The sequence below is a fragment of the Boudabousia tangfeifanii genome, from assembly GCF_001856685.1.
In the GTDB taxonomy this organism is placed as follows: domain Bacteria; phylum Actinomycetota; class Actinomycetes; order Actinomycetales; family Actinomycetaceae; genus Boudabousia; species Boudabousia tangfeifanii.
The window spans coordinates 1,343,407-1,365,849 of sequence record NZ_CP017812.1 but is presented as its reverse complement, the minus strand read 5'-3'; the positions used below and the strand labels follow the sequence as shown (position 1 = coordinate 1,365,849).

Below are 22,443 nucleotides of genomic sequence, written 5' to 3'. Positions count from 1 at the left end.
TGGAAAGAAAAAATGACTCGCAACAATTTCCCACCGACGATGTTGCAAGCCGAGGAAAATGGGCCTGAGCCTTCGGCGCATTATTTTTACATAATTCTTTCCTGTGTAATTTTGCTTTCCGCTATGGGCATGGCGCTGGTCTATTCCGCCAGCTCGGTTCGTTTGCTGAGCAACTGGCATGAGTTTTATGTCGGTATGGGCAAAAACTTGCTTTACTATTTAGTGGGATTTTTAGCTTTGACTATTGTTTCAAAGCTGCCGGTTTGGTTGCTAGAAGCTTCCACCTATATTGTTTTCCCTTTCGCCTTCGCGCTACAGATTCTAACTTTTTTCATCGGTAAAGAGATCGGTGGTAACCGTAACTGGCTAACTATTCCGATGCTGGGTGATGTACAGCCATCTGAACTTTTAAAGTTAGCCTTTATTATGGCTCTTTCACTTCTTTTGACTAGATTCCCTTTGGACTTGCGCCAAGGGGTAAATGCCTACGTTTACCTTACGGGGCTTTTAATACTTGGAGTGGGGCCAGTAATACTATGCGGCGATATGGGCTCTTCCATCATTTTCGTAGTGATTTTCTTTATTATGATCCTGATGTACGGCGCCAAAATACAATATTTAGGCTTCCTAGTTATTGTCGGGGTCGCTGCTGGTGCTTATGGTGTGATGCATAATCCGACTCGTTTAGCTCGCGTGTCGAAGAAGGTAATGTCCATTTTTGGTATGGCCGTGACTGAAGAAAAAACTGGGCCAGAGCAATCTGATCATGCTCTTTGGGCGATCGGTAATGGCGGACTTGCAGGTGTTGGGCCGGGCGGGTCTCGAGAAAAATGGTTACGTTTGCCTACCGCCGATTCCGACTACGTTTTTGCCGTTTTAGCCGAGGAATATGGCTTTCTAGGTGGCCTTGCCGTCCTCGCAATATTTTTCTTATTGATGTATGCCATTTTCCAAGTGGCTTGGCTTCAGCAAGTTCCTTGGCTTCGTTTCGTTTGCCTCGGCATGGGGGTGTGGATCAGTTTTCAAGCGGCAGTTAACATTGGGGTAGTAATTGGTGTTTTGCCGGTCCTAGGTGTTCCTTTACCATTCATTTCGCGTGGGTTCTCCGCCTTGTTGTCCACTTTGGCTGGGATGGGGATCGTCTTGGCCGCAGCGAAGAGTGTCCCCGGGGCTAAACTAGTGTTTTCTACTCGGGCGCGCAGTGCCAAACGAGTCAATAGTGTCTTGTCACGTACTGCCAAATCATAGGAGGACGAATGAAGGTACTACTAGCCGGTGGGGGAACCGCCGGACACATTAACCCACTATTGGCAACTGCGGCAGCATTAGTAGCTGGGGGTGATGAGGTACTCGCGTTAGGGACCCAAAGTGGTTTGGAGGCTGAGCTGGTACCCGCAGCTGGCGTGAAACTAGAGTACATTCCAAAGGTACCTTTGCCTCGTAAACCGAGCCTTGATTTGTTAAAAGTTCCCTTGAACTTGTCGCGTGCAGTTAAGCGTTGTGAACAGATTTGCCGTGATTTTCAACCTGACGTGGTTGTTGGCTTCGGTGGCTACGTCTCAACTCCACTTTATTTGGCTGCCCGAAAAATGGGGATCAGCATTGCTATTCATGAGCAAAATGCCCGCCCTGGTTTAGCTAATCGTCTTGGTGCGCGTTTCGCTAAAGCACTTGGTTTGACCTTTGCTTCAACTCCACTAAAAGCAAAAGCTGGAATCACTGAAGTAGTCGGACTACCTTTACGTCCTGCGATTGGACAGCTAGTCAAGCAAAAGGCCGAGGACGACAGTTCTGCTCGGATAGAAGCTGCTAAGCATTATGGTTTTGATCCGGCATTGCCGACCCTTTTGGTCACCGGCGGTTCTTTGGGAGCTGCCCACCTCAATCAAGTTTTTGCCGATAACTTAGGGACTCTGCCCAAGAATGTGCAGGTTTTGCATCTTACTGGCAAAGGCAAAGCCAGCGATTTACTAAGACTAACTGCGCATCTACCAAACTATCGGGTGCAAGAGTACGAACCCGAAATGGAAAAAGCACTGGCAATTGCTGACCTGGTAGTTTGTCGTTCGGGAGCCGGAACAGTGGCAGAAATGACCGCCTTGGGTCTGCCGGCCGTTTATGTACCTCTGCCGATTGGTAATGGCGAGCAGAAGCTTAACGCGGCAGATGTGGTCGCTGCTGGGGGAGCCAAGCTCGTCCTCGATAAAGATTTTTCGGCCCAAACTTTGACTGAGGTGGTTTGGCCTTGGCTCACCAACCCTCAAGAATTAGCCACTGCCAGCCTCGCTAGCGCCAGCTGTGGTGTGCAGGATGCGGCACAACGATTTGCCCAACTAGTACGGAAGGTTGCCTAAATGACTAAGTTTCACTTTATTGGAATCGGTGGGGTTGGCATGAACCCGGTGGCGCGTCTTCTGGCGGCACGAGGGATGGAAGTAACTGGCTCAGATGGGGCCGATTCGCCTGTCCTATCACAGCTAGCCGAGGTCGGTATCAAGACCTATGTGGGGCATCGAGCAAATCAAGTTCCCGAGGACGCCATCGTGGTAGTTTCCTCTGCAATTCGCGAAAACAATCCAGAACTGGCCCAGACGCGGAAGAATGGACAAAAAGTGATCCACCGTTCCCAAGCATTAGCCTTAGCGGCTAGTGGGATGCGTTTCGTTGCCGTAGCTGGCGCACATGGAAAAACTACCACTTCCGGCATGATCTCCGTGGCCTTATCTGCGGCCGGACTAGATCCTTCTTTCGCGGTGGGTTCGGTAGTTAAAGGTTTCGATAGCGGCGCTCACCTAGGGCAGAGCGATATCTTTGTTGCCGAGGCCGATGAATCCGACGGTTCCTTCTTGAACTATCAGCCTACGATCGAAGTTATCACGGGGATTGAACCCGATCACCTAGATTTTTACGGTGACTTCAAATCAGTTAAGACCGCTTTTTCTGATTTTGCTCAGCTCTTACCGGCAGACGGCACTGCCGTGATTTACCAAGGTAATGAGGCTAGCTCCGCCCTAGCAAAACAGCTACATGACCACTGCCAAGTTATCACCTATGGGAGCGACGAGGCAGACGTTAACTTTACGAATCGAGTAGTCGAGGGAAACCATCAAGAGTTTGAGATTACTGGCAGCCTAGGTCAGGCTAAGGTGGTGCTAGAAGTTGGTGGTGTCCATAATGCCCTCAACGCTTTGGCAGCTTGGATCGTAGCTCGACAGCTTGGAGTTGAAGCTCAAGAGGCAGCTGACGCCCTCGGTAAATTTAGTGGGACCGCTCGCCGTTTTGACTTTAAAGGTGAGGTCAATGAAATCAGAGTATTCGATGACTACGCCCATCACCCTAGTGAGGTCAAGATGGCAGTGGCACAGGCGCAAAGTGTGGTCAAAGAAAATGGTCGCACGGTGATTGCTTTCCAACCACACCTCTATAGTCGTACCGACAATTTTGCGAAAGAATTCGCGCAAGAGCTAGCCAAAGCTGATTTGGCTTTTGTCCTCGATGTTTATCGGGCACGCGAAGCCTACCGGGAAGATATTAATGCTCGCACGATTACCGATCTAGATCCACGCTTGCAACCCTCTGGTGACCTAGAGGCAACTACTGAACTACTAGCAGAAGTATGCCAGCCAGGAGATGTGGTGGTGACGATGGGTGCCGGGTCGGTTACTCAGATTGGACCGATGCTCCTCGAACGATTGGCACAGCGAGGATAACGCTTAATGAAACGCCCACCTCGGCCCAAGCCCCTACGCTCGAACGAAAGCAGTAGCGCAAAACCCGCACCGAAACCGCAAGGTCCCGGTGCCATTCGACCTAGGTCGGAATCTGCCCAAGTGAACCGTTCGGCCTCTAAGAAACCCGTAGCAGACATGGGCCCAACGGTTTCCGATAACTTTCGGCCAGCTGAGGAGAAAACCCCCAAGTCTAGCCAGAATTTAGCGGCACTTTCGCGTTCTTGGTGGGCCAAAGGAAAAACCTTATTACCCAAATGGGGGAAAGCGAAAACCGAGCCAGCCGTTGAAAATCTGGCACCTGAAGTAGCGCCAAAACCGGTGAGGCAAACCGTTAAAGTCGTCCCCACACCTCTGGTTGAGGACCAAGTATCCGAGACTGTTTCCTCGGAAAATCAACCGAGCGATTTAGCCCCATTGGCACCAACTCCGCCGGCAGGATCGGATTTGGCGCCTGCCCAAAAGAATGACCAAGCGATTATCGCCCCCGATCTTTTTGCCTCGCGCGGAAAGGTGCTTAGTGCTCCCGCCGATTTAACGGCTAGGATTGCGGAAAAAGCACGGGCAAAGCGTCGGCAATGGATGTTTTATCTACTTGGTGCACTTGCTACGATTGGACTGATTGCTGGACTGGTATGGGCACTACTATTTTCCACTCTGATTTCTTTAAACTCTCAGAGTGTGATTGTTGAGGGGAAGGTTGCTCCTGCTCAAATCACCCAGTTGAGAGCTGAAATGGAGCGTTTTAATCGCCGTCCATTGATTTTATTGTCCACCAAGGAAGTGGAAGATCAGATTAGCCAGTTACCCTGGGTTAGCAGTGCTACTTTTGAAAAAGATCTTCCTAGTAGTGGCACTTTAACGGTGAGCGAGCGTCAACCCGTTGCCATCGTGATGCAAAAAGAGAAGCGTATTCCCATCGACAATGATGGCGTCCTCCTAGAATATCTGCCTGGAAAAGATTTGCCTCTTCCTCTCCTTGAAGTGAAGACTAAATCGGAGGATGATCGGGAACGAACCAAGCTTGCCGCTCTTGCCGTCCTAAGTGAACTGCCTCCGCCGTTGCGAGAAAAAGTACGCCTTGTTCGAGCTCTTTCGCCTACTAATATTCAGTTTGAGCTAGACAATAAAGTGTTGGTTAAATGGGGCGATCGGGATAATACCGCGCTAAAGGCCAAGGTCCTAGAAGTTATGTTGCAGCGCCCAGCAAAAGTTTACGATCTCACCACCCCGACGGCACCGGTGACTAACTAATCGCTAGACTTTTTTGTCTTTTCCAACACGCCGCCAAATCTCCTTGAAACTTGTCTGATAAACCTTTACCTTTTGCGCGCAGTTGAGCAGCAAATACTTGACCTTCAAGTAGAACTTTAAGGTTGAGGGGAGATAGGGAAAATGACAGATCAATTAGACTTTGGTGGATACAACGATCCACGCGGCGGCGTCACCGCTGTATCCAACGCCGTAATCAAGGTAGTGGGCGTTGGTGGTGGCGGCGGTAACGTAGTTAACCGCATGATTAACGCTGGCGTCACTGGGGTGGAATACATTGCCGTAAACACCGACGCGCAGGCCATGATGCTAACCGAAGCTGATGTCAAGATTGACATCGGTCGTGAGCTTACTCGTGGTCTTGGAGCAGGTGCCGATCCTACAGTCGGTCGGAAGAGCGCTGAGGAACATATTGACGAGATCCGACAGGCTCTTACTGGGGCTGACATGGTTTTCGTAACTGCTGGTGAAGGTGGCGGTACCGGTACTGGGGCAGCACCTATCGTGGCAGGGATTTCCCGTGAGCTAGAAGCCCTCACTGTCGGGGTAGTGACACGCCCATTCTCCTTCGAAGGTAAGCGTCGTGCCAAGCAAGCTAGTGCTGGCATCGAAGAACTTCGCAAAAATGTTGACACCCTTATCGTGATCCCTAACGATCGTTTGCTTGAAAGCTCCGATCAGAACCTGTCGATGGCAGACGCTTTCCGTCAGGCCGATGAAGTACTTAAAGCTGGCGTCCAAGGTATTACTGACTTGATTACCACCGCCGGTGAGATTAACGTCGACTTCGCCGACGTTAAGTCTGTGATGAAGGATGCTGGTTCGGCTCTAATGGGTATTGGTGAAGCCACTGGTGAAAACCGTGTCATGGCAGCTACCGAACAAGCTATCGCCTCCCCATTGCTTGAAGCACGGATTAACGGCGCTATCGGCGTTTTGCTATTCTTCCAAGGGGCATCCGACCTCGGCATTCACGAAATCACTCGTGCTGCTCAAATGGTGCAGGAACAGGTTCACGAAGAAGCCAATATCATCTTCGGTAACGTCATCGACGATTCCTTGGGTGATGTGGTGCGCGTGACCGTGATTGCTGCCGGTTTTGAAGAACCACAGGCAGAAGCAAACAGTGCACGTTCGATGCCAACTGCTAAGCCAGCAGCCGAGGCCGCTCCGGTGGCAAAGCCGGTTGCTGCTGAACCAGAACCAGTCGTGGCACCACCAGCACGTCCTGCGGGAGTACCAGCTGCCGGTTTGAATGAGAGTGATCCTTACGGTGAACGTTCCATGGGGACTTTGCCTAACGCTGATCTATCTCGTTCCCGTCATCGTTCCCCTGTGAGCGCTCCTTCGCGTCTAAACAACTCTGAGGTTCCACCAGCACCAGCTCCTGCTGCTGCACCGGAACCACGTTATGAGGAACGTTCTGACGCAGATCTATTTGCACCTGCCGATGGATTGGGGACCGCCAGCTTGCGTCGTCCTCGGATTTTCGACGAAACTCCAAACGACGAACCTGACATCCCTTACTTCCTACGCAACCGCAATGACTGAGTTTCAACTTTGTGGTCATCGTGCCGCCTTCACCAACCGGGAAGGCGGCACGTCCGCAATTCTTACTACTGCCAATGATCCGGCTTATGGCGTCTTTAATCTAGGGGATCATGTGGGCGATTCGCCGCAAAGGGTGCAGGCTAATCGTGAAGCTCTGGAGGACTGGGCGCAAGTGCCCATTGCCTGGATGAATCAAGTCCACGGTGATCATATTGCCGTTTTTGCCCCGCCACATGCTCCAACGCAAACACCAGTAACGGCTGACGCTTTAGTAGCTAATGGTTATGCGGCTGCGGTTATGGTGGCTGATTGCTTGCCAATCTTGTTGGCTAGCTGGGATCATCAGTGGGTGGCCGCAATCCACGCAGGGCGCAAAGGATGCGAGCTAGATATCGTCACCAAGTGTGCCAATAAAATTCGGTCACTAGCACCAGGTAGACTCGTGGCAGCGATTGGGCCAGCTATTTGCGCTCGCCATTATGAGGTTGACCAACAAACCTATAAAAACTTTGTGAGCCGCTGGCCGCAAGGAAAAGCCCAGACACCACAAGGCACCCCTGCACTAGACCTTAGGGCTGTGGTCAAAGCCCAGTTAGCACAGGCCCAAATCGAGGTCGCCTACGATTTTGATATTTGTACTTATCGCGATGCTAAATCCTATTCCTATCGACGCGATGGTGTAACCGGTCGCTTTTGCGGAATTATCGTTTCTTAGCAACGCGCCGAGCCGGATACCTACAAAACTTAACAAATCCCCATATTCTGGTGCTACATGCTTTGGGTACCTAGCTAGGAGAATTACTATGGCAAACATGTTCATGCGCGCAATTGGCAAAATGAACTTGGCAGAGCCTGAGTTTGAAGATCAAGAACTGGAATACGAAGACGGGGATCAGTACGCCGAATACGAAGAGGGCGGGGAACTGGTGCAGCTTCATTCCGAGGATATGGTCGACTACTCTCGGATTATGACTGTCCGGCCACGTACCTACGGAGATTCGGATACCCTCGCGATTGCGGATTCATTGATTGCTGGCGTGCCAGTTATCGTGAATATCTCTGACTTGCCGGTATCAGATCAGTCTTCGACTTTAGACTTTATTTCTGGGGTAGTTTATGCCCTTAAAGCTCATTTCGAACGTGTCACCGGGAAAGTATATTTGCTTAGCCCGCAGGTGGTCAGCATCGTTGATGGGGAAGGCCAGCCGCTAGCAAGGGAACCTTGGTAAATCTAATGCAAACGATTGGAAGTGTCTTACTTTTCCTACTCTGGCTCTACACACTCGTGATTATCGCAACCTTCGTGTTGGATATTATTCGAATGTTTAACCCAGAATGGGTGCCAGGGGCATTTATGAGTACTCTTGGCAATATTTGCTACGCACTAACGGATCCGCCGCTAAATGCGCTTAAAAAAATAGTGCCACCGGTCCGTTTTGGTAATATTTCCCTTGATTTAGGCATGATTATCCTACTGGTAATCGTGGGGCTATTACAGCGACTAGTTGTAGCATTTATGCTTAGCTGATTGAAGAAATTTCATAAAGATAGGTATTTTCTCGCGACTTTTAGCCGAATGCGTGTAAGATTGCCTATTGAGAGCCAACCGCTCGTGTCTTTTTTGGGGCCGGGGTTGGAGTCCAAGATAAGAAGATATCGATGCAAGTGCAGAGATACGACTGACAATACGAGGTAACAACTTTGGCGCAACTCACGATTGACGAGATTCTAAACCACTCGTTTACGGTTACGAAATTCCGTGAAGGTTTCGATCAGGACGAAGTGGATGCATTCCTTGACAAGGTCATCGAATCGATGGTCGTTTTGCAGGAAGAAAACACTGAGCTAAAGGCCAAACTTGAGGACGCTGAACGTCGCTTGGCAGAAGCTGGAGAAGGCAAGGCTGCCGCTCCTGCTGCTGAGGAAAAGGCTGAAGTCAAGCCTGAGCCGAAGCCAGAACCAGAAGCTAAGCCAGAACCAGAGCCCAAGCCGGAACCAAAGCCAGAGCCGAAGCCAGAACCTCAGCCAGAGGCTGCCCCGGTTGCTGCTGCAGTTCCTACCGCAGCTGGTGCTACGGCAGAACCAGAATCTGCCACCGCCATGTTGGCATTGGCTCAGCGCGTACACGACGAATACGTTCGCGATGGCCGCGAAGAAGGCGATCGCATTATCGCTCAGTCGCGTGAACAGGCAACTGAAATCGTTAAGGGCGCTGAAGAAGAGCGCACCCGCGTTCTGGCAGATCTCGAATCCAAGCGTTCCACCTTGGAAAACAAGATCGAAGAACTCAAGGTATTCGAACGCGATTACCGCTCTCAGATTCGTACCCACCTCGAGGGCCTACTTGGCAACCTCGAATCGGGCGCACAGAACTGATTCTTTTAGTTTGACGGCGGCTCCATGGGGTCGCCGTCAAACTATATCTACGATCAAACAAAAGGGGACAGAACTTGCCGCGTAAACGCCTAACTTCGACTTTCTGGGGAATCTTTATTGTTGCTACCTTGGTAGACCAGTTAAGCAAGGTGTGGGCACTAAATGCCCTCGGGCAGGGGCAAGTGGTCAAGCTAATCGGCAATTATTTCACCCTAGAATTGATTCATAATCCAGGTGCCGCTTTTTCTCTAGGTACTGGCAAAGCGTGGATTTTTTCCCTGATCTCATTAGCCGTTCTCGGAGCTATTTTTTACTATCTACCCAAGATTGTTTCCTCGGCTTGGATTATTACGCTAGGTTTCTTCGCCGCTGGTGCCCTCGGCAATCTAATTGACCGTCTGTTCCGGGCGCCAGGCTGGGGGAATGGTCACGTGGTAGATTTCTTGAACTACCACGGGTTCTTTATCGGCAATATTGCTGATATCTATATTTTTATTGGCGCAGTTGCCATTATTGCTTTTACACTGTTTGGGGTTGAACCTGTAGCTAAAGCACAGGCGGCAACTACAAACACTGCAGCGCCGAAGACGGTAGCTACCAAGGAAGAACTCGATCATGAGTGATCCTGAATTGATCGAGATCGATTGCCTAATCCCTAGCCATGAAACGCGCCGTTTAGACTTATTTTTGGCTGAAGAGTTAGATCTTCCTCGTGCGATTGTCACCAAAGCTATCACCGAGGCCGAAATCTTGGTGAATGATAACCCAGTAAAGAAAAGCTACCGCTTACGTGGGAATGAAAGCGTCACCGGCAAAATCGCACTTCCTGGTCAGCTGCAGGCGATTCCTAAGGAAGCTGAGCTGCCCGTGGTCTATCAAGACGAAAATCTAGCGGTAGTTAATAAACCGGTAGGGATGGCCGCGCATCCAGCTAAAGGCTGGGAAGGCCCGACGGTTTTGGAAGCACTGCTAGCTCAGGGGATGACGATAAATACCCCTGGCGATCAGTGGCGTCGCGGGATTGTCCATCGTTTGGATGCGGCTACCACGGGCTTGTTGGTAGTAGCTAAAACCCCACAAGCATATGAAAGCCTTCAAGCAGATTTTGCGGCACGTCGCGTACACAAGATTTATCATGCGTTAATCCAAGGCCATTTACCGCAAGCAGCGGGAACCATCATTGCTCCGATCGGTCGCAGTCAAAGCAAAGATTACAAAATGGCGGTCCGTCCCGATGGACGCGAAGCTATCACTCATTATCAAGAGATCCAGAAATTTCCCCAAACCACCTTATTGGAAATTGGCTTAGAGACTGGTCGCACTCACCAGATTCGCGTTCATCTTGCCTCTTTAGGCCATCCCTGTGTGGGGGATAGCACCTACGGAGCAAATCCCAAGTTGAGCGCAGCTTTAGGCCTCGATCGTCAATGGTTGCACGCTTCTAAACTTTCATTCAAACACCCTGTTACCGGCGAAAACTGCTCATTTTCTGCAGATTTCGCCCCAGATCTAGAGGCCGCATTAGCGCTAGCAGCGAAGTAATCGAGACTGCTTAGATGGCCTTGGGCAGTTAGAATATCCCCATGGCCACTAGCGATTTTGTACACCTGCACTGTCACACCGACTTTTCCATGCTCGATGGAGCGGCACGCATTAAACCAATGGTTCAGCGAGCCAAAGATATCGGGCAAAAAGCAGTGGCCATTACCGACCATGGATATCTTTTTGGCGCCTTCGAGTTCTACCAAGCTTGTAAGGACGTCGGCATTAAACCGATCGTAGGCCTTGAAGCTTACGTTACTCCGGGGACTTCCCGCCATGATCGTACCCGCCACACCTGGGGTACCACCGCCCAGCAAGAAGCTGGTGACGATGTCTCGGCACGTGGCTCGTATACCCACATGACTTTGCTTGCACGGACTACCGCTGGCATGCACAATCTGTTTCGCCTCGGCTCTAGAGCCTCTTTGGAAGGCCAATGGGGTAAATGGCCGAGGGCGGACCGCCAACTAATTGAAACTTATGCTGATGGTCTGATTGGTACTACTGGTTGTCCCTCTGGGGCCGTCCAGACCCGCCTGCGCCTCGGCCAGATTGAAGAGGCCTACCGCGAAGCTGGTGAACTCCAAGATATTTTCGGCAAGGATTATTTCTTCGTCGAGCTGATGGACCATGGGTTAGAAATTGAACGCCGGGTTCAAAACGAACTTCTTGAGCTTTCTCGCAAACTAGGGGCGCCTTTATTGGCGACCAACGACTCGCACTATGTCAATAGCGATGAACGCGACGTCCAGGATGCGATGCTCTGTATCTCGACCGGTTCGCGCTTGAGCGATCCTGATCGTTTCCGTTTCGACGGCTCGGACTACTACATTCGTACCGCCGAAGAAATGCGCGAAACTTTCCGTGATCTTCCTGAAGCCTGCGACAACACCTTGCTGGTCGCGGACATGTGTGAGATCGAGTTCAAGACGGTGAAGGAAGGGGCCAACTTCATGCCTCGTTTCCCTTTGCCGCCAGGTGAAGACGAGCATTCTTGGTTCGTGGCCGAGGTCGAACGGGGCCTCAACTACCGATTCCCCAACGGGATTCCAGACGAAGTGCGCAAGCAGGCCGAATACGAAGTCGGCATCATCACCCAGATGGGCTTCCCAGGATACTTCCTAGTCGTGGCAGACTACATTCAGTGGGCTAAAGACCAAGGTATTCGCGTTGGACCAGGCCGTGGTTCTGGGGCTGGTTCGATGGTGGCCTACGCTATGCGAATTACGGATCTCAATCCGCTGGAGCACGGTCTACTATTCGAACGATTCTTGAATCCAGAACGTGTTTCCATGCCCGACTTCGACGTCGACTTTGACGAACGTCGTCGTGGTGAGGTTATCGACTATGTGACCAAAAAATATGGTGCCGATAAGGTCGCCCAGGTGGTCACTTACGGCAAGATTAAGACCAAGCAGGCGCTTAAGGACTCCGCGCGAGTCCTCGGTTATGAGTACCAGATGGGGGAGCGGCTGACTAAGGCGATGCCGCCCTCGGTCATGGGCAAGGACATTACAGTTAAGGGTATCTTCGATCCCACGGATAAGCGTTATGCCGAGGCCGAAGAATTCCGTAAGTTGCATGCGCAAGACCCTGATGCCCAGCAGGTAGTGGAACTGGCGAAAGGTCTTGAAGGCCTGACCCGCCAGTGGGGTGTGCACGCCTGTGCGGTCATCATGTCCAGTGAAACCTTGACCGATATCATCCCGATGATGATGCGACCGCAAGATGAAGCGGTAATTACTCAGTTCGAATACCCGGCTTGCGAAACGCTGGGGCTACTGAAAATGGACTTCTTGGGCCTAAGAAACCTAACCGTGATTTCTGATGCCCTGCAGAACATTATTGACAACGGTAAAGATCCGGTTGATTTGGAACACCTAACCTTGGATGACAAGGCTACTTACGAGCTGCTGTCGACTGGTGAAACCTTGGGCGTTTTCCAGATGGACGGTGGCGGTATGCGCGACTTGTTGCGCCTGATGCGTCCGGACAACTTCGAGGATATTTCCGCGGTTGGCGCGCTGTACCGCCCAGGTCCGATGGGCGCAGACTCGCACACGAACTATGCATTGCGTAAGAATGGCGTTCAGCAAATCGAGGCAATTCACCCAGCACTGGCCGAACCGCTGAAGGATATTCTGGGCGAAACCTACGGTCTAATCGTTTACCAAGAACAGGTTATGGCTATTGCCCAGAAGCTGGCGGGCTACTCACTAGGCCAAGCAGACTTGCTCCGTCGTGCGATGGGTAAGAAGAAGAAAGAGATTCTGGATAAGGAATACGTACCTTTCCACGATGGCATGATTGAGCGTGGCTATCCCGAGGACGCAATTAAAACCCTATGGGACATTCTGGTGCCTTTCTCGAACTACGCCTTCAACAAAGCACACTCGGCGGCTTATGGGGTGGTCTCTTACTGGACCGCGTTCCTCAAAGCGAACTACCCAGTCGAATACATGGCTGCCCTGCTAACCAGCCAGAAAGATAACAAGGATAAGCTTTCGGTTTATCTAGCAGAATGCCGCCGCATGCAGATTAAGGTTTTGCCACCCGATGTGAATGAATCGGTTGGAGTTTTCCGCGCGGTCGGTGACGATATTCGTTTCGGCATGGCGGCCATTCGAAATGTTGGCCAGCATGTGGTTGAGGGCATCATTGAGGCGCGTGAAGAACAGGGTGCTTTTACTTCGTTCCAAGATTTCCTCTCGAAGGTACCACTACAGGTTTGTTCGAAACGTACGATTGACTCGTTGATTAAGTCTGGTGCTTTTGATTCGATTAGCGATTCGCGTCGGGCCTTGGTAGCTTGCCATGAAGAAGCAGTCGATTCAGTTACTAGCCAAAAGCGGAACGAGGCGGTCGGTCAGTTCGATTTGTTCGCTGATTTTGGGGCCGAGGAAGAAGTCGGCTTCACTTTCACCGTGCCGAACCTACCTGAGTGGGAACGGATGGTGAAGCTGCAGTTCGAACGCGAAATGCTGGGCCTGTACGTCTCTGACCATCCGCTTAACGGGATGGAACGCCGTTTGTCCCGGGAACAAGATATTCAGATTGCGAACGTGAAGGCCGAGGACGGTCCGGCACATCAAGAAACGGTGAAGATTGCTGGTTTGATTACCGATGTTACTCGTCGGACCTCGCGCAATGGCATGCTCTGGGCGACTGTGACTCTAGAGGATTTGACTGGGGCCATGGAAGTAACCTTCTTCCCACGTCAGTATGAAACTTTCAATCCTTTCTTAAAGCAGGACACGGTGGTTTCGGTGACTGGCCAAGTATCGAGAGAAGAAGGCCGCTTGACTTTGAAGGTTTCTTCTTTGACCACCATTGAGGGCACCGATTCGGATGAACGACCACTAACTTTGGAACTTCGTTCGACTGATTGTACTAGGGACAAGATGGAACAACTTCTGGGTGTGCTACAAAACCATCCAGGAGCGGCTCCAGTTCGTCTTAAGATTCGCGATGGCCTGAAAGTGACGACTCTGGAACTTGATCAGACCACAGTTGATGTCTCTGAAGCGTTAATCTCTGACCTCAAAGTGCTACTAGGAACCCGAGCGATTCCTCAGAGTGCCTCAGCAACGCCGCCACCGGCGAGGCCGCCTTTTAGAGGACGATAAAACATTTTAGGGGCGGGCAAAACTGCTACTGGTTTTGCCCGCCCCTAAAATGTTGGGCCTGGTCAAGTTAGAATTCGCTATCTTCTTCGGCGACCTGCCAACCATAGTTATCGTCCTCGGTCCAAGAAACTACTTGACCAAGCGACAATTTTGAACCACGAGTGGTAACTACCTGACCATCAACCATAATCTCGCCGGCCGCAATCGCGGCGGTAGCTTCGGCGCCTTGGTCAACCATATTGGCTAGCTTGAGAAATTGGCCAAGCTTGATCGTGCCACGAACTGGCACCGGAATGATTTCCATTTTTTTCTCCTTACTGGACTCCTTAAGGTCAAGCCTAAGGGAAAACTCGAAAAACAGCTATCTTGTGGGAGGAGATGGAGAGGAGTTTTCTTTCTTTTGGTGGGATAAATGACGGAAATATCTACTGTGCAGGGTTGTTTCGCTCAGGTTAGACCGATAAACTAGAACCTGTTTGAGATGGGAGGACCTAGTGTCTGATAGAGATTTTGAAAAAGAGTTCGAACAGTTGATGGGAGCGGCCGCTCCAGAACTTGAGGCAGAACTCGGTGCGGAGTTGGCTGGAGAAGGCACTCTCGGCTCGTCTACCTCTGCTGATCCTAAGGATCGAACCGATTCGTCTAACTCTCAAGAAGAAATCTTGCTCAGCGAAGACGGAATTCCCATGTTTGCGGCAGACCCCAATGCTCAGGTTGAGGAGATTCGCCCAATCGAGGACGGTTCTCGGCGAGTTGGACTTTTGTTGACTGAGGTGGCTAACTGGAAGGCCTTGGATCATCTTTTGCGGGCCGAAGAAATTAAGGGACGTGCCTTAGGGATTCCCACCGGTGCGGGAGTCTGGGTTGATATTACCTCGGTCGAAGATGAACTCGATGCACTGCTAGGATCCAATCGTCCTTTGGCACCTGAACTTGAGGAAGCTGCAAAAGCCCTATCGAAAGTTCTAGGTCGAACCGTTGTAGCATTACAATCTTGGCTAACACTTACCGCCGATGAGGAAGGGTATGTTGCTGGTCAGATTGCGGCTAAACGTTACACCCGCGGGGGTGAGGGAGAAACGATTTCTGGGGGCCTAGTAATTGCTGGTATGGATCCTGCCGTCGAAGATATTTTGCTCGGCCGCACCGATCCTCTCACTCACCAGCATCGCGGCCCAGTTCGCTATATTGCCAAATCTTGGAAAGATTTCCCCAAGAGTCTGTTCAATCGTGGCCAGAATCAGGAATAAGGAAAGCTAATGACAAATACTTCATCCCAGCCTCAAAGTAACGGGAAACAGCCAGAACTTACCGAAGCCCAGCGGGCAAAACTGGCCCAGCGTTTAGCCCAACGAGACGGCGGTAACGACCTCGGAGAAATCAACCCCGAGGTAGCGCAGGCTTTGATGATTCCTGACGAGCAGGCTCGCCTGAGTGCCCTGGGTAAAGCTTTGGTAGGAACTCGGTTATTGGTGCCAGTCCAACCTCATGGACATGACGAGAGTGAGAACTCTGATATTTCTCAGTTGCTAAGGCAGCAGAGCGTGGGTGGAGTTAAAGCTGTGGTTGCCTATACCGATCTAAAGACGATGCAGCTTGATTTCCCGAAGCTTCGCCCAGTGCCACTTCCCGTCGATAAGGTAGCTTTGGCGGCGATCGCTACCAAACTCCCATTGGCACTAAATGGTCGCAAACATCTGTTTTTGCCATATCCTGCTCTAGAAGCTCTTGCCACTGGGGATTCTTGGTTGGCCCCATGGGATGATGAAGAACTACGCAGTTATTTCAAGGCTCTGTTGGCCCGTTACAGCGCTTTGACTGGTTATCGCTTGATGCCCAGCCCCAAGGGTACTGATTTAGAACTGTTCGTTGATATTACACAGGGCGATAAATTTACTAATCAGTTGCAGCTTTTCGTGGGTGAGTTGCAGAAAAACGCCAAAATTGCAGCTCGTTGTGGTTTGCTTGAAGTTAAACCTCGTCCAGTTAGCCCAATGTAAAGTAAAAGCTGAAGTTTGTGGTGCATTCCGCAGCATATCTTCAGCTTTTTCAACATATAAGTGGTAAACTAACTACGAAATCTTGGGGTTTAACCCCAACGGAAGTGGAGGCTCCTCCCACCTGGATGCTGCTTTAATAGTTGGTGTCGGGTCAACAGCGTAAGTGCGCACTATTCGTGCGCTTATTCTATTGTGGGGCCTTCGCGCGCAGATGCCGAAGGCCTTTCGGCATTTGTTTCAACTCTTAGCGGAAATGGAGCAAGGTCATCACTGAGCCTCGTATTAACGAACGAATCCGGGTACCAGAGGTCCGCCTCGTCGGCCCCGGAGGTGAACAAGTTGGGGTAGTTCGCGTGGAAGACGCACTACGCCTAGCCCAGGAAGCCGATTTGGATTTGGTGGAAGTTGCGCCTGACGCACGCCCTCCAGTAGCCAAGTTGATGGACTACGGCAAGTTCAAGTATGAGAATGCCCAGAAAGAGCGTGCAGCGCGGCGAAACCAAGCAAACACGCAAATGAAAGAGGTGCAGTTCCGCCTCAAGATTGATGATCATGACTTTGAGACCAAGACTGGTCACGTAGCTCGTTGGCTACATGGTGGCGATAAGGTCAAAGTAGTTATTGTCTTCCGTGGCCGTGAACAGTCTCGCCCAGAAATGGGTGTGCGTTTGCTAGAGCGTGTAGCTGAAGCAGTAGCCGAACAGGGTACCGTAGAAGCTCGCCCACGAATTGATGGTCGTCGCATGAACATGGTGTTGGCACCAGTTCGAAAGAAGGCTGACGCCGTCAACGAAATGCGCAAGCGTCGCGAAGCAGAACGAGATGAACGTCGTGCCCGTAAGGCCGAGCGCTCGGAACGTATCGCCGAACGAGCTGCTAAGAGTGAATGAACTTCCGGTTAAACCCGGTAAATTGTAAACAGTGCCCTCGGGCACCTAAAGACATGAGGATAGAATAATGCCGAAGAACAAGACGCACTCGGGGATGAAGAAGCGCGTTCGCACCACTGGTAGTGGCAAGCTAATGCGTGAACGCGCCGGTAAGCGCCACTTGCTGGAGCACAAGTCATCGCGTCGGACTCGTCGTTTGTCCCGCGATCAGGTGGTTGCTCCCGCCGACGTAAAGAAGATTAAGAAGCTGCTCGGTAAGTGAGCGAAACCCCAGATTTAAGGAGATAAAGATATGGCACGCGTCAAGAGAGCCGTTAATGCGGCTAAGAAGCGTCGAGTTGTTCTCGAACGTGCATCCGGTTACCGCGGTCAGCGCTCACGCCTATACCGTAAGGCTAAGGAGCAGGTTACCCACTCAATGGTGTACTCGTACCGCGACCGCAAGGCTCGCAAGAACGAGTTCCGTCGTTTGTGGATTGCCCGTATCAACGCAGCCTGCCGTGCTGAAGGCATGACCTACAACCGCTTCATCCAGGGTCTAAACCTTGCTGGCATTGAAGTTGATCGTCGCATGATGGCTGAACTAGCTGTCAACGAACCAGCCGCTTTCTCGGCATTGGTTGCCGCTGCTAAGGCTGCTTTGCCTGCTGATGTAAACGCTCCTAAAGAAGCCTGAGCATCACTAGCTAACTTTTAGAAGGGCACGGTATTAAGCCGTGCCCTTCTTCTATCATAACGAGAGTAGACTATAGATATGACTGGTATTTCGCTGTTTTCTGATCGTGTTAACTTGTTGGATAATCCCAACGCGCCAAGGATTGGCTTTGCCGCTAGATTAGCTAATAAGTCGGTTCGGACGAAATACCAGTTAGTCCTTGTTGAAGGACCACAAGCCATGCGCGAGCTGCTGCTACATGCTCCCATGGCAGTCAAGGATATTTACGTTGATGTTAATCTGGCTGGCGGTCCCTTAAAGGAACTAGTTAGCCTTGCCCGTCAAGTTACTGACTTTGTCCATCCATGTACCCCCGAAACATTCCGCGCAATAACCCGTGATGGACAAGGAATCTGCGCGGTGGTCAATAAAGCTTTGTTGCCCATGGCTGAAGTCGACGAAGTTAGTCTTCCCGAGGCCGGTATGGTCGTGATTTTGGCGCGGATTCAGGATCCTGGCAATGTGGGGACCATGATTCGTCTCGCTGATGCCTTTGGAGCTCAAGCCGTTTACCTAACTGCTGGGACGGTTGATCCGACCAGTCCCAAGGTAATCCGAGCTGCGGCCGGCTCGACTTTCCACTTGCCGATTATTACCGGACAGTTTTCCGAGATCGTCTCGCCGTTGAAAAAGTCTGGTTACCAGGTGTTCGGTACCAGCGGTAATGCCAGCTTTACCTTAGATGAGCTCTTGGATCGCTCGCAATGCTCGCCCTCGGAACTTAGCCGACCTAACTTGGTTGAATCAGTGGCTTGGGTATTAGGAAACGAAGCCAAGGGAATGTCCGACGATGAGCAAGAACTTTGCGATCAACTTGTTTCGATTCCCATGTACGGCCTAGCTGAATCGCTCAATGTCGCAAGCGCAGCTGCCATCTTGACCTCCTCGACTGCCAGAATTCAGGCTAGGAATCAGGTATGAGACTAGCCGAACTAGACGAAAACCAGTTACTGCAAGCACTTTCACCATATTTCCGCCATAATCAGGAAACCCTTGTGGGAGTAGGGGACGACTGTGCGCTGATCGCTGCCCCAGACAGTCAGTATGTTGTTTCGACCGACATGATTATTGGCGAGCAAGATTTTAAAGCTGACTGGTCCCGCCCTTGGCAGATTGGGCGGCGTCTGGCCATGCAGAATTTAGCTGATATTGCAGCCATGGGGGCGCGCCCCACCGCCTTGGTGCTTTCCCTTGCGTTACCGAATGAGCTAGAACTTGACTGGCTAAAATCTTTTTATCAAGGATTGGACAGTGCCGCTAAACAAGTTGGTGCTGTGATCGTCGGTGGTGATCTTTCAAGATTCCACACTCTCATTCTCAATGCGACCGTAATGGGGAGCCTTGACGGGACCAACGCTTGTACCCGCGATGGGGGAGAACCCGGTGACCTGGTGGCGGTTGCCGGGCATCTCGGATTCAGCTATGCGGGCTTGGATCTCTGCCGTCAAGGCTACGCCCAAGATCTATCGGCCCTACCAGCTGCCCTGCGCCCGCTTGCGGCGCAATGTCGTGACATTTTTAAAAGTGCTGAGCCTCCTTTAGCTCAAGGACCAAGAGCAGCAAAAGCGGGGGCGAAAGCACTGATTGATACCTCAGATGGTTTATTAGTTGACCTCACGCGCATTGCCAAAGCTAGCCAAGTGTCCATTGAACTTTCGATTCAAGCACTAGATCAAGCGATGGCACCGCTAAGACCATTAGCCGACTTTTTAGGAAAGGACGCAAAAGAATGGGTGCTGTATGGCGGTGAAGACCATGCGCTTGCGGGTCTATTTCCACCAGATGCCACCGTGCCGAAAGGTTTCCAATTATGGGGAAAAACCTTAGCGGGTTCTCCAGGCACTATTACTCTTGCGGGCACTAAAGTTGCTAGTCAGAACCGATGGGATCACTTTGGAGGAACCCATGAGTAATCCACCCACAGAATATAAACAAAGCCGGATTAGCCCAGCTCAAGTAGGGTTTATTCTCTTCTGGTTAGTCGTCGCCTTAGTCTTATTTTTTTGGCCTGCGAATTGGTGGTGGTTTGCTGCGGCTCAAACCTTCGTGCCATACATTTCGGCGATTTTGCTTTTAACGGGACTATTTTGGTTGATTCAGCCTCCTCGCTGGGGCGGACTAGCCGCCTTGCTAGCAGCGGTATTGGTATCTACTGCCTCACTTTACGGCCCCCGTTTACTCTCACCAACGGCTCAGGGCGGGGCTGGTTCGATTCGTGTGCTTGCCGCAAATATGGAATTTGGGCGAGGCGAAGCTAGTAGCCTGCTGCATGAAGCAAAAGCAAATGATATTGATGTGATCGTCTTAGTGGAATGTACCGGTTCGTTGGCTCACGCAATAAGTGCCCGTGCCCGGGGAGACTACCCCTATGTTTCTTTGCAGCCCCATGATGAGTCTGGTTTTGAGGGTTGGATTCTCTCGCGCTACCCGATTGCGGAAAAGCGCGAACTCAATAGTATCTTTGGGCGCCGTGATGGTGCATTTCAGCTACCTGGTGTGACGATTATGAGTCCAGTCGGGCCTCTTCGCTTATTGGGTGTCCACGCAATTCCACCACTATCAAAAAATGGTCATTTGCAATGGCGCGAGGATATGAAGACGATTGCTCAGTGGGCAAACGAGGATTCTCGTCCGGCTTTGGCTATCGGGGATTTTAACGCGACCTCGTCCCATCCGCCCTTCCGCCAATTGCTAGCAGGGGCAAACGACGCGATCGATTTAGCCAGCTTCCCAGCTTTTACCTGGCCTTCAGTTTTCCCTCTGATTAGAATCGATCACGCCTTGACCTGGAATGCTAAACCAGTGAGCGCTAAGGTTTTTAAGGTACCAGGTACTGACCACCGTGGTATTTGGACAGAGATTTCGATGCCAGCCCAGTCCAATACGAAGTAGCAGACATACTAGCTGGCAAGGCTGAGTAGGTCCGTTACTTGGCTTGCCAGATCATCCAAGTGTGTGGATCAAGCTCGATAGTGTTTTGATTTATCCCAGCGTCTTTACCCCCTAAATAGGAACTGGAATCAAAGTGGGGTAGAGGGGCGAATAGCGCTTGGTCATTTGGGGCGGATTTTTGCAGGTTTGCCAGGTTCTCGCCCAAGGGTAAAGAGGCATGTTGTTCACCGCTGTTTAGCGCTACTACCAGCACAGCTTGCTGATTCTCGTCTAGCACTGCGTAAGCATAGGCTGAACCGGCCACAGCTAGAATCTGCACGCGACCATTGACAATTTGAGGGAAGCGTCGGCGAAGGCCAAGTAGCTGTTGGTAGTGTCGGAATATTTCTGGCCGTTCGGCGTCACTCGGCACCTCTTGGGGTAGCCGAGGTCGAATTGCGTCATCGCCGCCGAAGCGTTCTTCCTTCAGGCCTTCGAAACCTAGTTCATCTCCGTAATACACGGCAGGTAGCCCTGGGTAGGTGGCTAGCAAGACCACGGCCAGCATCGCTTTTGGTAGCCCAACTTGGGTGGCAATGCGGGTTACGTCGTGGTTGCCAATGAAAGTCCACGGGATGAAACTTTCTAGAAAAGCATTGTGACGGGTAGTAGCCCAAGCTAGTTCATAGAGATTGTTATCTTTGAGAGCAGACCAAATCGCTTTCCAAAGTTCATATTGGGTACAAGTTTGGAGCTTAGCAGTGCTAAGCATCTGGGGATAGTCGCCATGAATAAACTCGCCAACAAAGAAGGTCTGAGGGTGCTGAGCGGTAAAATCGCTGATCACTTTTGCTAATTCTGCCCCCTCTAGGGCATAAGCAGCATCTAGACGCCAAGCATCGACCCCAAGTTTGGTCCAAAACGTTAAGACTTCTTTAACTAGGTCTTGGGTAAGTGTCTTTTTCCAGTCGAGCTCCTGGAGTTGTCCGTGCCCTTCAAAAATTGCGATGGAACCGTCTTCGGCTTGTTTTAAGAATTCCTTGGGGTCAGTGTCATGCCATTCATAGTTTTTGGAAACATGATTAAAGACCCCATCTAACATAATTTTAAAGCCACGCTCGTGGGCGGCATTAACGAGGGCGGTAAAGTCCTCGAGGGTGCCGATGCGCGGATCGATCTCAAAATAGCTGATGGTGTCGTACCCATGGAGCTCGGATTTAAAAATGGGGCCAAGAGCAAGACCATTTAAACCTAAATCGCGAGCATGATCGAGCCAAGGGATGAGATCACGAAGAGTCGCCTGGCAGGAGAAATCCTGTCCGGTAGTGTCAGCACCAAGCGCGCCAAGGGGGTAAAGATGCCACCATTGGGCATGATAGGCCCAGTCTGGAAGGGGAGGAAGCGAATAGACACCGTCGTTTTTCATGACATCTATTCTACTCTTGGGGAGGAAAAAAAGACGAAAAAAATGACCCGACACAAGTCGGGTCAGATTTTTGAGTCTTACTCAGATGTTGCGGGTGACTTTGTCACTCTTCAAGCACTTGGTGCAAACGTTCAGGCGCTTAGGTGCACCATCGACGAGGGCACGAACGCGCTGAATGTTCGGGTTCCACCGGCGGTTGGTACGCACGTGCGAGTGCGAAACGCTCTTGCCGAAGCCCGGTCCTTTACCGCAAACGTCGCAAACAGCAGCCACGGTGAATCTCCTGATCTCTTCTAAGCTTTAATCTTTTCACTGCCTGCCAACCAGTCCCTAATCAAAGGTACCAATCGGTGGCAACTTGACTAGGATAACGGATTTTGCCAGAAAATCCCAATTGGAAGCCCTGTGTATGTCGTCACGCTAATAATCCACGCTAAACTAGAGGC

Annotated in this window: 23 protein-coding genes; 20 read left to right on the top strand and 3 right to left on the bottom strand. The window is 51.2% G+C overall.

Annotation, left to right across the window (positions count from 1 at the left end):
• The first annotated feature begins 12 nt into the window (after nucleotides 1-12).
• The 12 genes from BK816_RS05670 (at nucleotide 13) to dnaE (ending at nucleotide 14,095) form a co-directional block, all read left to right on the top strand.
• Entirely contained in the window at nucleotides 13-1,248 is a 1,236-nt protein-coding gene (locus BK816_RS05670; protein ID WP_170299671.1) for an FtsW/RodA/SpoVE family cell cycle protein, read from the top strand.
• An 8-nt stretch (nucleotides 1,249-1,256) separates the two neighbouring features.
• Complete coding sequence (gene murG / locus BK816_RS05665; protein WP_071164310.1) at nucleotides 1,257-2,354, top strand: undecaprenyldiphospho-muramoylpentapeptide beta-N-acetylglucosaminyltransferase; 1,098 nt, start codon at nucleotides 1,257-1,259, stop codon at nucleotides 2,352-2,354.
• Entirely contained in the window at nucleotides 2,355-3,710 is a 1,356-nt protein-coding gene (murC, locus tag BK816_RS05660; RefSeq protein ID WP_071164309.1) for a UDP-N-acetylmuramate--L-alanine ligase, read from the top strand.
• A 120-nt stretch (nucleotides 3,711-3,830) separates the two neighbouring features.
• Nucleotides 3,831-4,982, top strand: coding sequence for a cell division protein FtsQ/DivIB (locus BK816_RS05655; protein WP_170299670.1), 1,152 nt, complete (start codon nucleotides 3,831-3,833; stop codon nucleotides 4,980-4,982).
• Nucleotides 4,983-5,123: 141 nt separating this feature from the next.
• The gene (ftsZ, locus tag BK816_RS05650; protein ID WP_083379099.1) at nucleotides 5,124-6,551 is read left to right on the top strand and encodes a cell division protein FtsZ; all 1,428 of its coding nucleotides are present in this window, start codon (nucleotides 5,124-5,126) and stop codon (nucleotides 6,549-6,551) included.
• Nucleotides 6,544-7,266, top strand: a complete 723-nt coding sequence (locus tag BK816_RS05645) for a purine nucleoside phosphorylase YfiH/LACC1 family protein (RefSeq protein ID WP_071164307.1) — start codon at nucleotides 6,544-6,546, stop codon at nucleotides 7,264-7,266. Before ftsZ ends, BK816_RS05645 begins: the two co-directional genes overlap by 8 nt.
• 88 nt (nucleotides 7,267-7,354) lie before the next feature.
• Nucleotides 7,355-7,780, top strand: a complete 426-nt coding sequence (locus BK816_RS05640; RefSeq protein WP_071164306.1) for a cell division protein SepF — start codon at nucleotides 7,355-7,357, stop codon at nucleotides 7,778-7,780.
• Nucleotides 7,781-7,785: 5 nt separating this feature from the next.
• Nucleotides 7,786-8,079 (top strand): YggT family protein, encoded by a 294-nt coding sequence (locus BK816_RS05635; protein ID WP_071164305.1) that lies wholly within the window; start codon nucleotides 7,786-7,788, stop codon nucleotides 8,077-8,079.
• 173 nt (nucleotides 8,080-8,252) lie between these two features.
• Nucleotides 8,253-8,927 carry a DivIVA domain-containing protein gene (locus BK816_RS05630; RefSeq protein WP_071164304.1) on the top strand — a complete coding sequence of 225 codons (675 nt, stop codon included), beginning with the start codon at nucleotides 8,253-8,255 and terminating at the stop codon, nucleotides 8,925-8,927.
• 74 nt (nucleotides 8,928-9,001) lie between these two features.
• Nucleotides 9,002-9,550 carry a signal peptidase II gene (lspA, locus tag BK816_RS05625; protein WP_083379097.1) on the top strand — a complete coding sequence of 183 codons (549 nt, stop codon included), beginning with the start codon at nucleotides 9,002-9,004 and terminating at the stop codon, nucleotides 9,548-9,550.
• Nucleotides 9,543-10,469 (top strand): RluA family pseudouridine synthase, encoded by a 927-nt coding sequence (locus BK816_RS05620; protein WP_071164303.1) that lies wholly within the window; start codon nucleotides 9,543-9,545, stop codon nucleotides 10,467-10,469. Before lspA ends, BK816_RS05620 begins: the two co-directional genes overlap by 8 nt.
• 41 nt (nucleotides 10,470-10,510) lie before the next feature.
• Nucleotides 10,511-14,095: a DNA polymerase III subunit alpha gene (gene dnaE / locus BK816_RS05615; RefSeq protein ID WP_071164302.1), complete on the top strand. Its 3,585-nt coding sequence runs from the start codon at nucleotides 10,511-10,513 to the stop codon at nucleotides 14,093-14,095.
• 67 nt (nucleotides 14,096-14,162) lie between these two features.
• On the opposite strand, the gene BK816_RS05610 is transcribed toward dnaE, so the two are convergent.
• On the bottom strand, nucleotides 14,163-14,399 hold the full coding sequence (locus tag BK816_RS05610; protein ID WP_071164301.1) for an RNA-binding S4 domain-containing protein: 237 nt from the start codon (nucleotides 14,397-14,399) through the stop codon (nucleotides 14,163-14,165).
• Nucleotides 14,400-14,589: 190 nt separating this feature from the next.
• Here BK816_RS05610 and BK816_RS05605 point away from each other — a divergent pair, with 190 nt between their 5' ends.
• The 8 genes from BK816_RS05605 to BK816_RS05570 all read left to right on the top strand — a co-directional run bounded on the left by BK816_RS05605 (nucleotide 14,590) and on the right by BK816_RS05570 (nucleotide 20,592).
• Nucleotides 14,590-15,345 carry a hypothetical protein gene (locus BK816_RS05605; RefSeq protein ID WP_071164300.1) on the top strand — a complete coding sequence of 252 codons (756 nt, stop codon included), beginning with the start codon at nucleotides 14,590-14,592 and terminating at the stop codon, nucleotides 15,343-15,345.
• Nucleotides 15,346-15,354: 9 nt separating this feature from the next.
• On the top strand, nucleotides 15,355-16,095 hold the full coding sequence (locus BK816_RS05600) for an SseB family protein (protein ID WP_071164299.1): 741 nt from the start codon (nucleotides 15,355-15,357) through the stop codon (nucleotides 16,093-16,095).
• A gap of 266 nt (nucleotides 16,096-16,361) precedes the next feature.
• On the top strand, nucleotides 16,362-16,985 hold the full coding sequence (gene infC / locus BK816_RS05595; RefSeq protein WP_083379096.1) for a translation initiation factor IF-3: 624 nt from the start codon (nucleotides 16,362-16,364) through the stop codon (nucleotides 16,983-16,985).
• Nucleotides 16,986-17,052: 67 nt separating this feature from the next.
• Complete coding sequence (rpmI, locus tag BK816_RS05590; protein WP_071164297.1) at nucleotides 17,053-17,247, top strand: 50S ribosomal protein L35; 195 nt, start codon at nucleotides 17,053-17,055, stop codon at nucleotides 17,245-17,247.
• A gap of 30 nt (nucleotides 17,248-17,277) precedes the next feature.
• Nucleotides 17,278-17,661, top strand: coding sequence for a 50S ribosomal protein L20 (gene rplT / locus BK816_RS05585; RefSeq protein ID WP_071164296.1), 384 nt, complete (start codon nucleotides 17,278-17,280; stop codon nucleotides 17,659-17,661).
• Between the two features lie 78 nt (nucleotides 17,662-17,739).
• On the top strand, nucleotides 17,740-18,621 hold the full coding sequence (locus BK816_RS05580) for a TrmH family RNA methyltransferase (protein WP_083379095.1): 882 nt from the start codon (nucleotides 17,740-17,742) through the stop codon (nucleotides 18,619-18,621).
• The gene (locus BK816_RS05575) at nucleotides 18,618-19,613 is read left to right on the top strand and encodes a thiamine-phosphate kinase (RefSeq protein ID WP_071164295.1); all 996 of its coding nucleotides are present in this window, start codon (nucleotides 18,618-18,620) and stop codon (nucleotides 19,611-19,613) included. The genes BK816_RS05580 and BK816_RS05575 overlap by 4 nt, the downstream gene beginning before the upstream one ends.
• Nucleotides 19,606-20,592 carry an endonuclease/exonuclease/phosphatase family protein gene (locus BK816_RS05570; protein ID WP_071164294.1) on the top strand — a complete coding sequence of 329 codons (987 nt, stop codon included), beginning with the start codon at nucleotides 19,606-19,608 and terminating at the stop codon, nucleotides 20,590-20,592. Before BK816_RS05575 ends, BK816_RS05570 begins: the two co-directional genes overlap by 8 nt.
• Before the next feature lie 34 nt (nucleotides 20,593-20,626).
• Here the strand turns inward: BK816_RS05570 and BK816_RS05565 are convergent, their stop codons facing one another.
• Together BK816_RS05565 and rpmB are read right to left on the bottom strand one after the other, a co-directional pair.
• Nucleotides 20,627-21,997 (bottom strand): alpha-amylase family glycosyl hydrolase, encoded by a 1,371-nt coding sequence (locus tag BK816_RS05565; RefSeq protein WP_071164293.1) that lies wholly within the window; start codon nucleotides 21,995-21,997, stop codon nucleotides 20,627-20,629.
• 81 nt (nucleotides 21,998-22,078) lie between these two features.
• The gene (rpmB, locus tag BK816_RS05560) at nucleotides 22,079-22,270 is read right to left on the bottom strand and encodes a 50S ribosomal protein L28 (protein ID WP_071164292.1); all 192 of its coding nucleotides are present in this window, start codon (nucleotides 22,268-22,270) and stop codon (nucleotides 22,079-22,081) included.
• Between the last annotated feature and the right edge of the window lie 173 nt (nucleotides 22,271-22,443).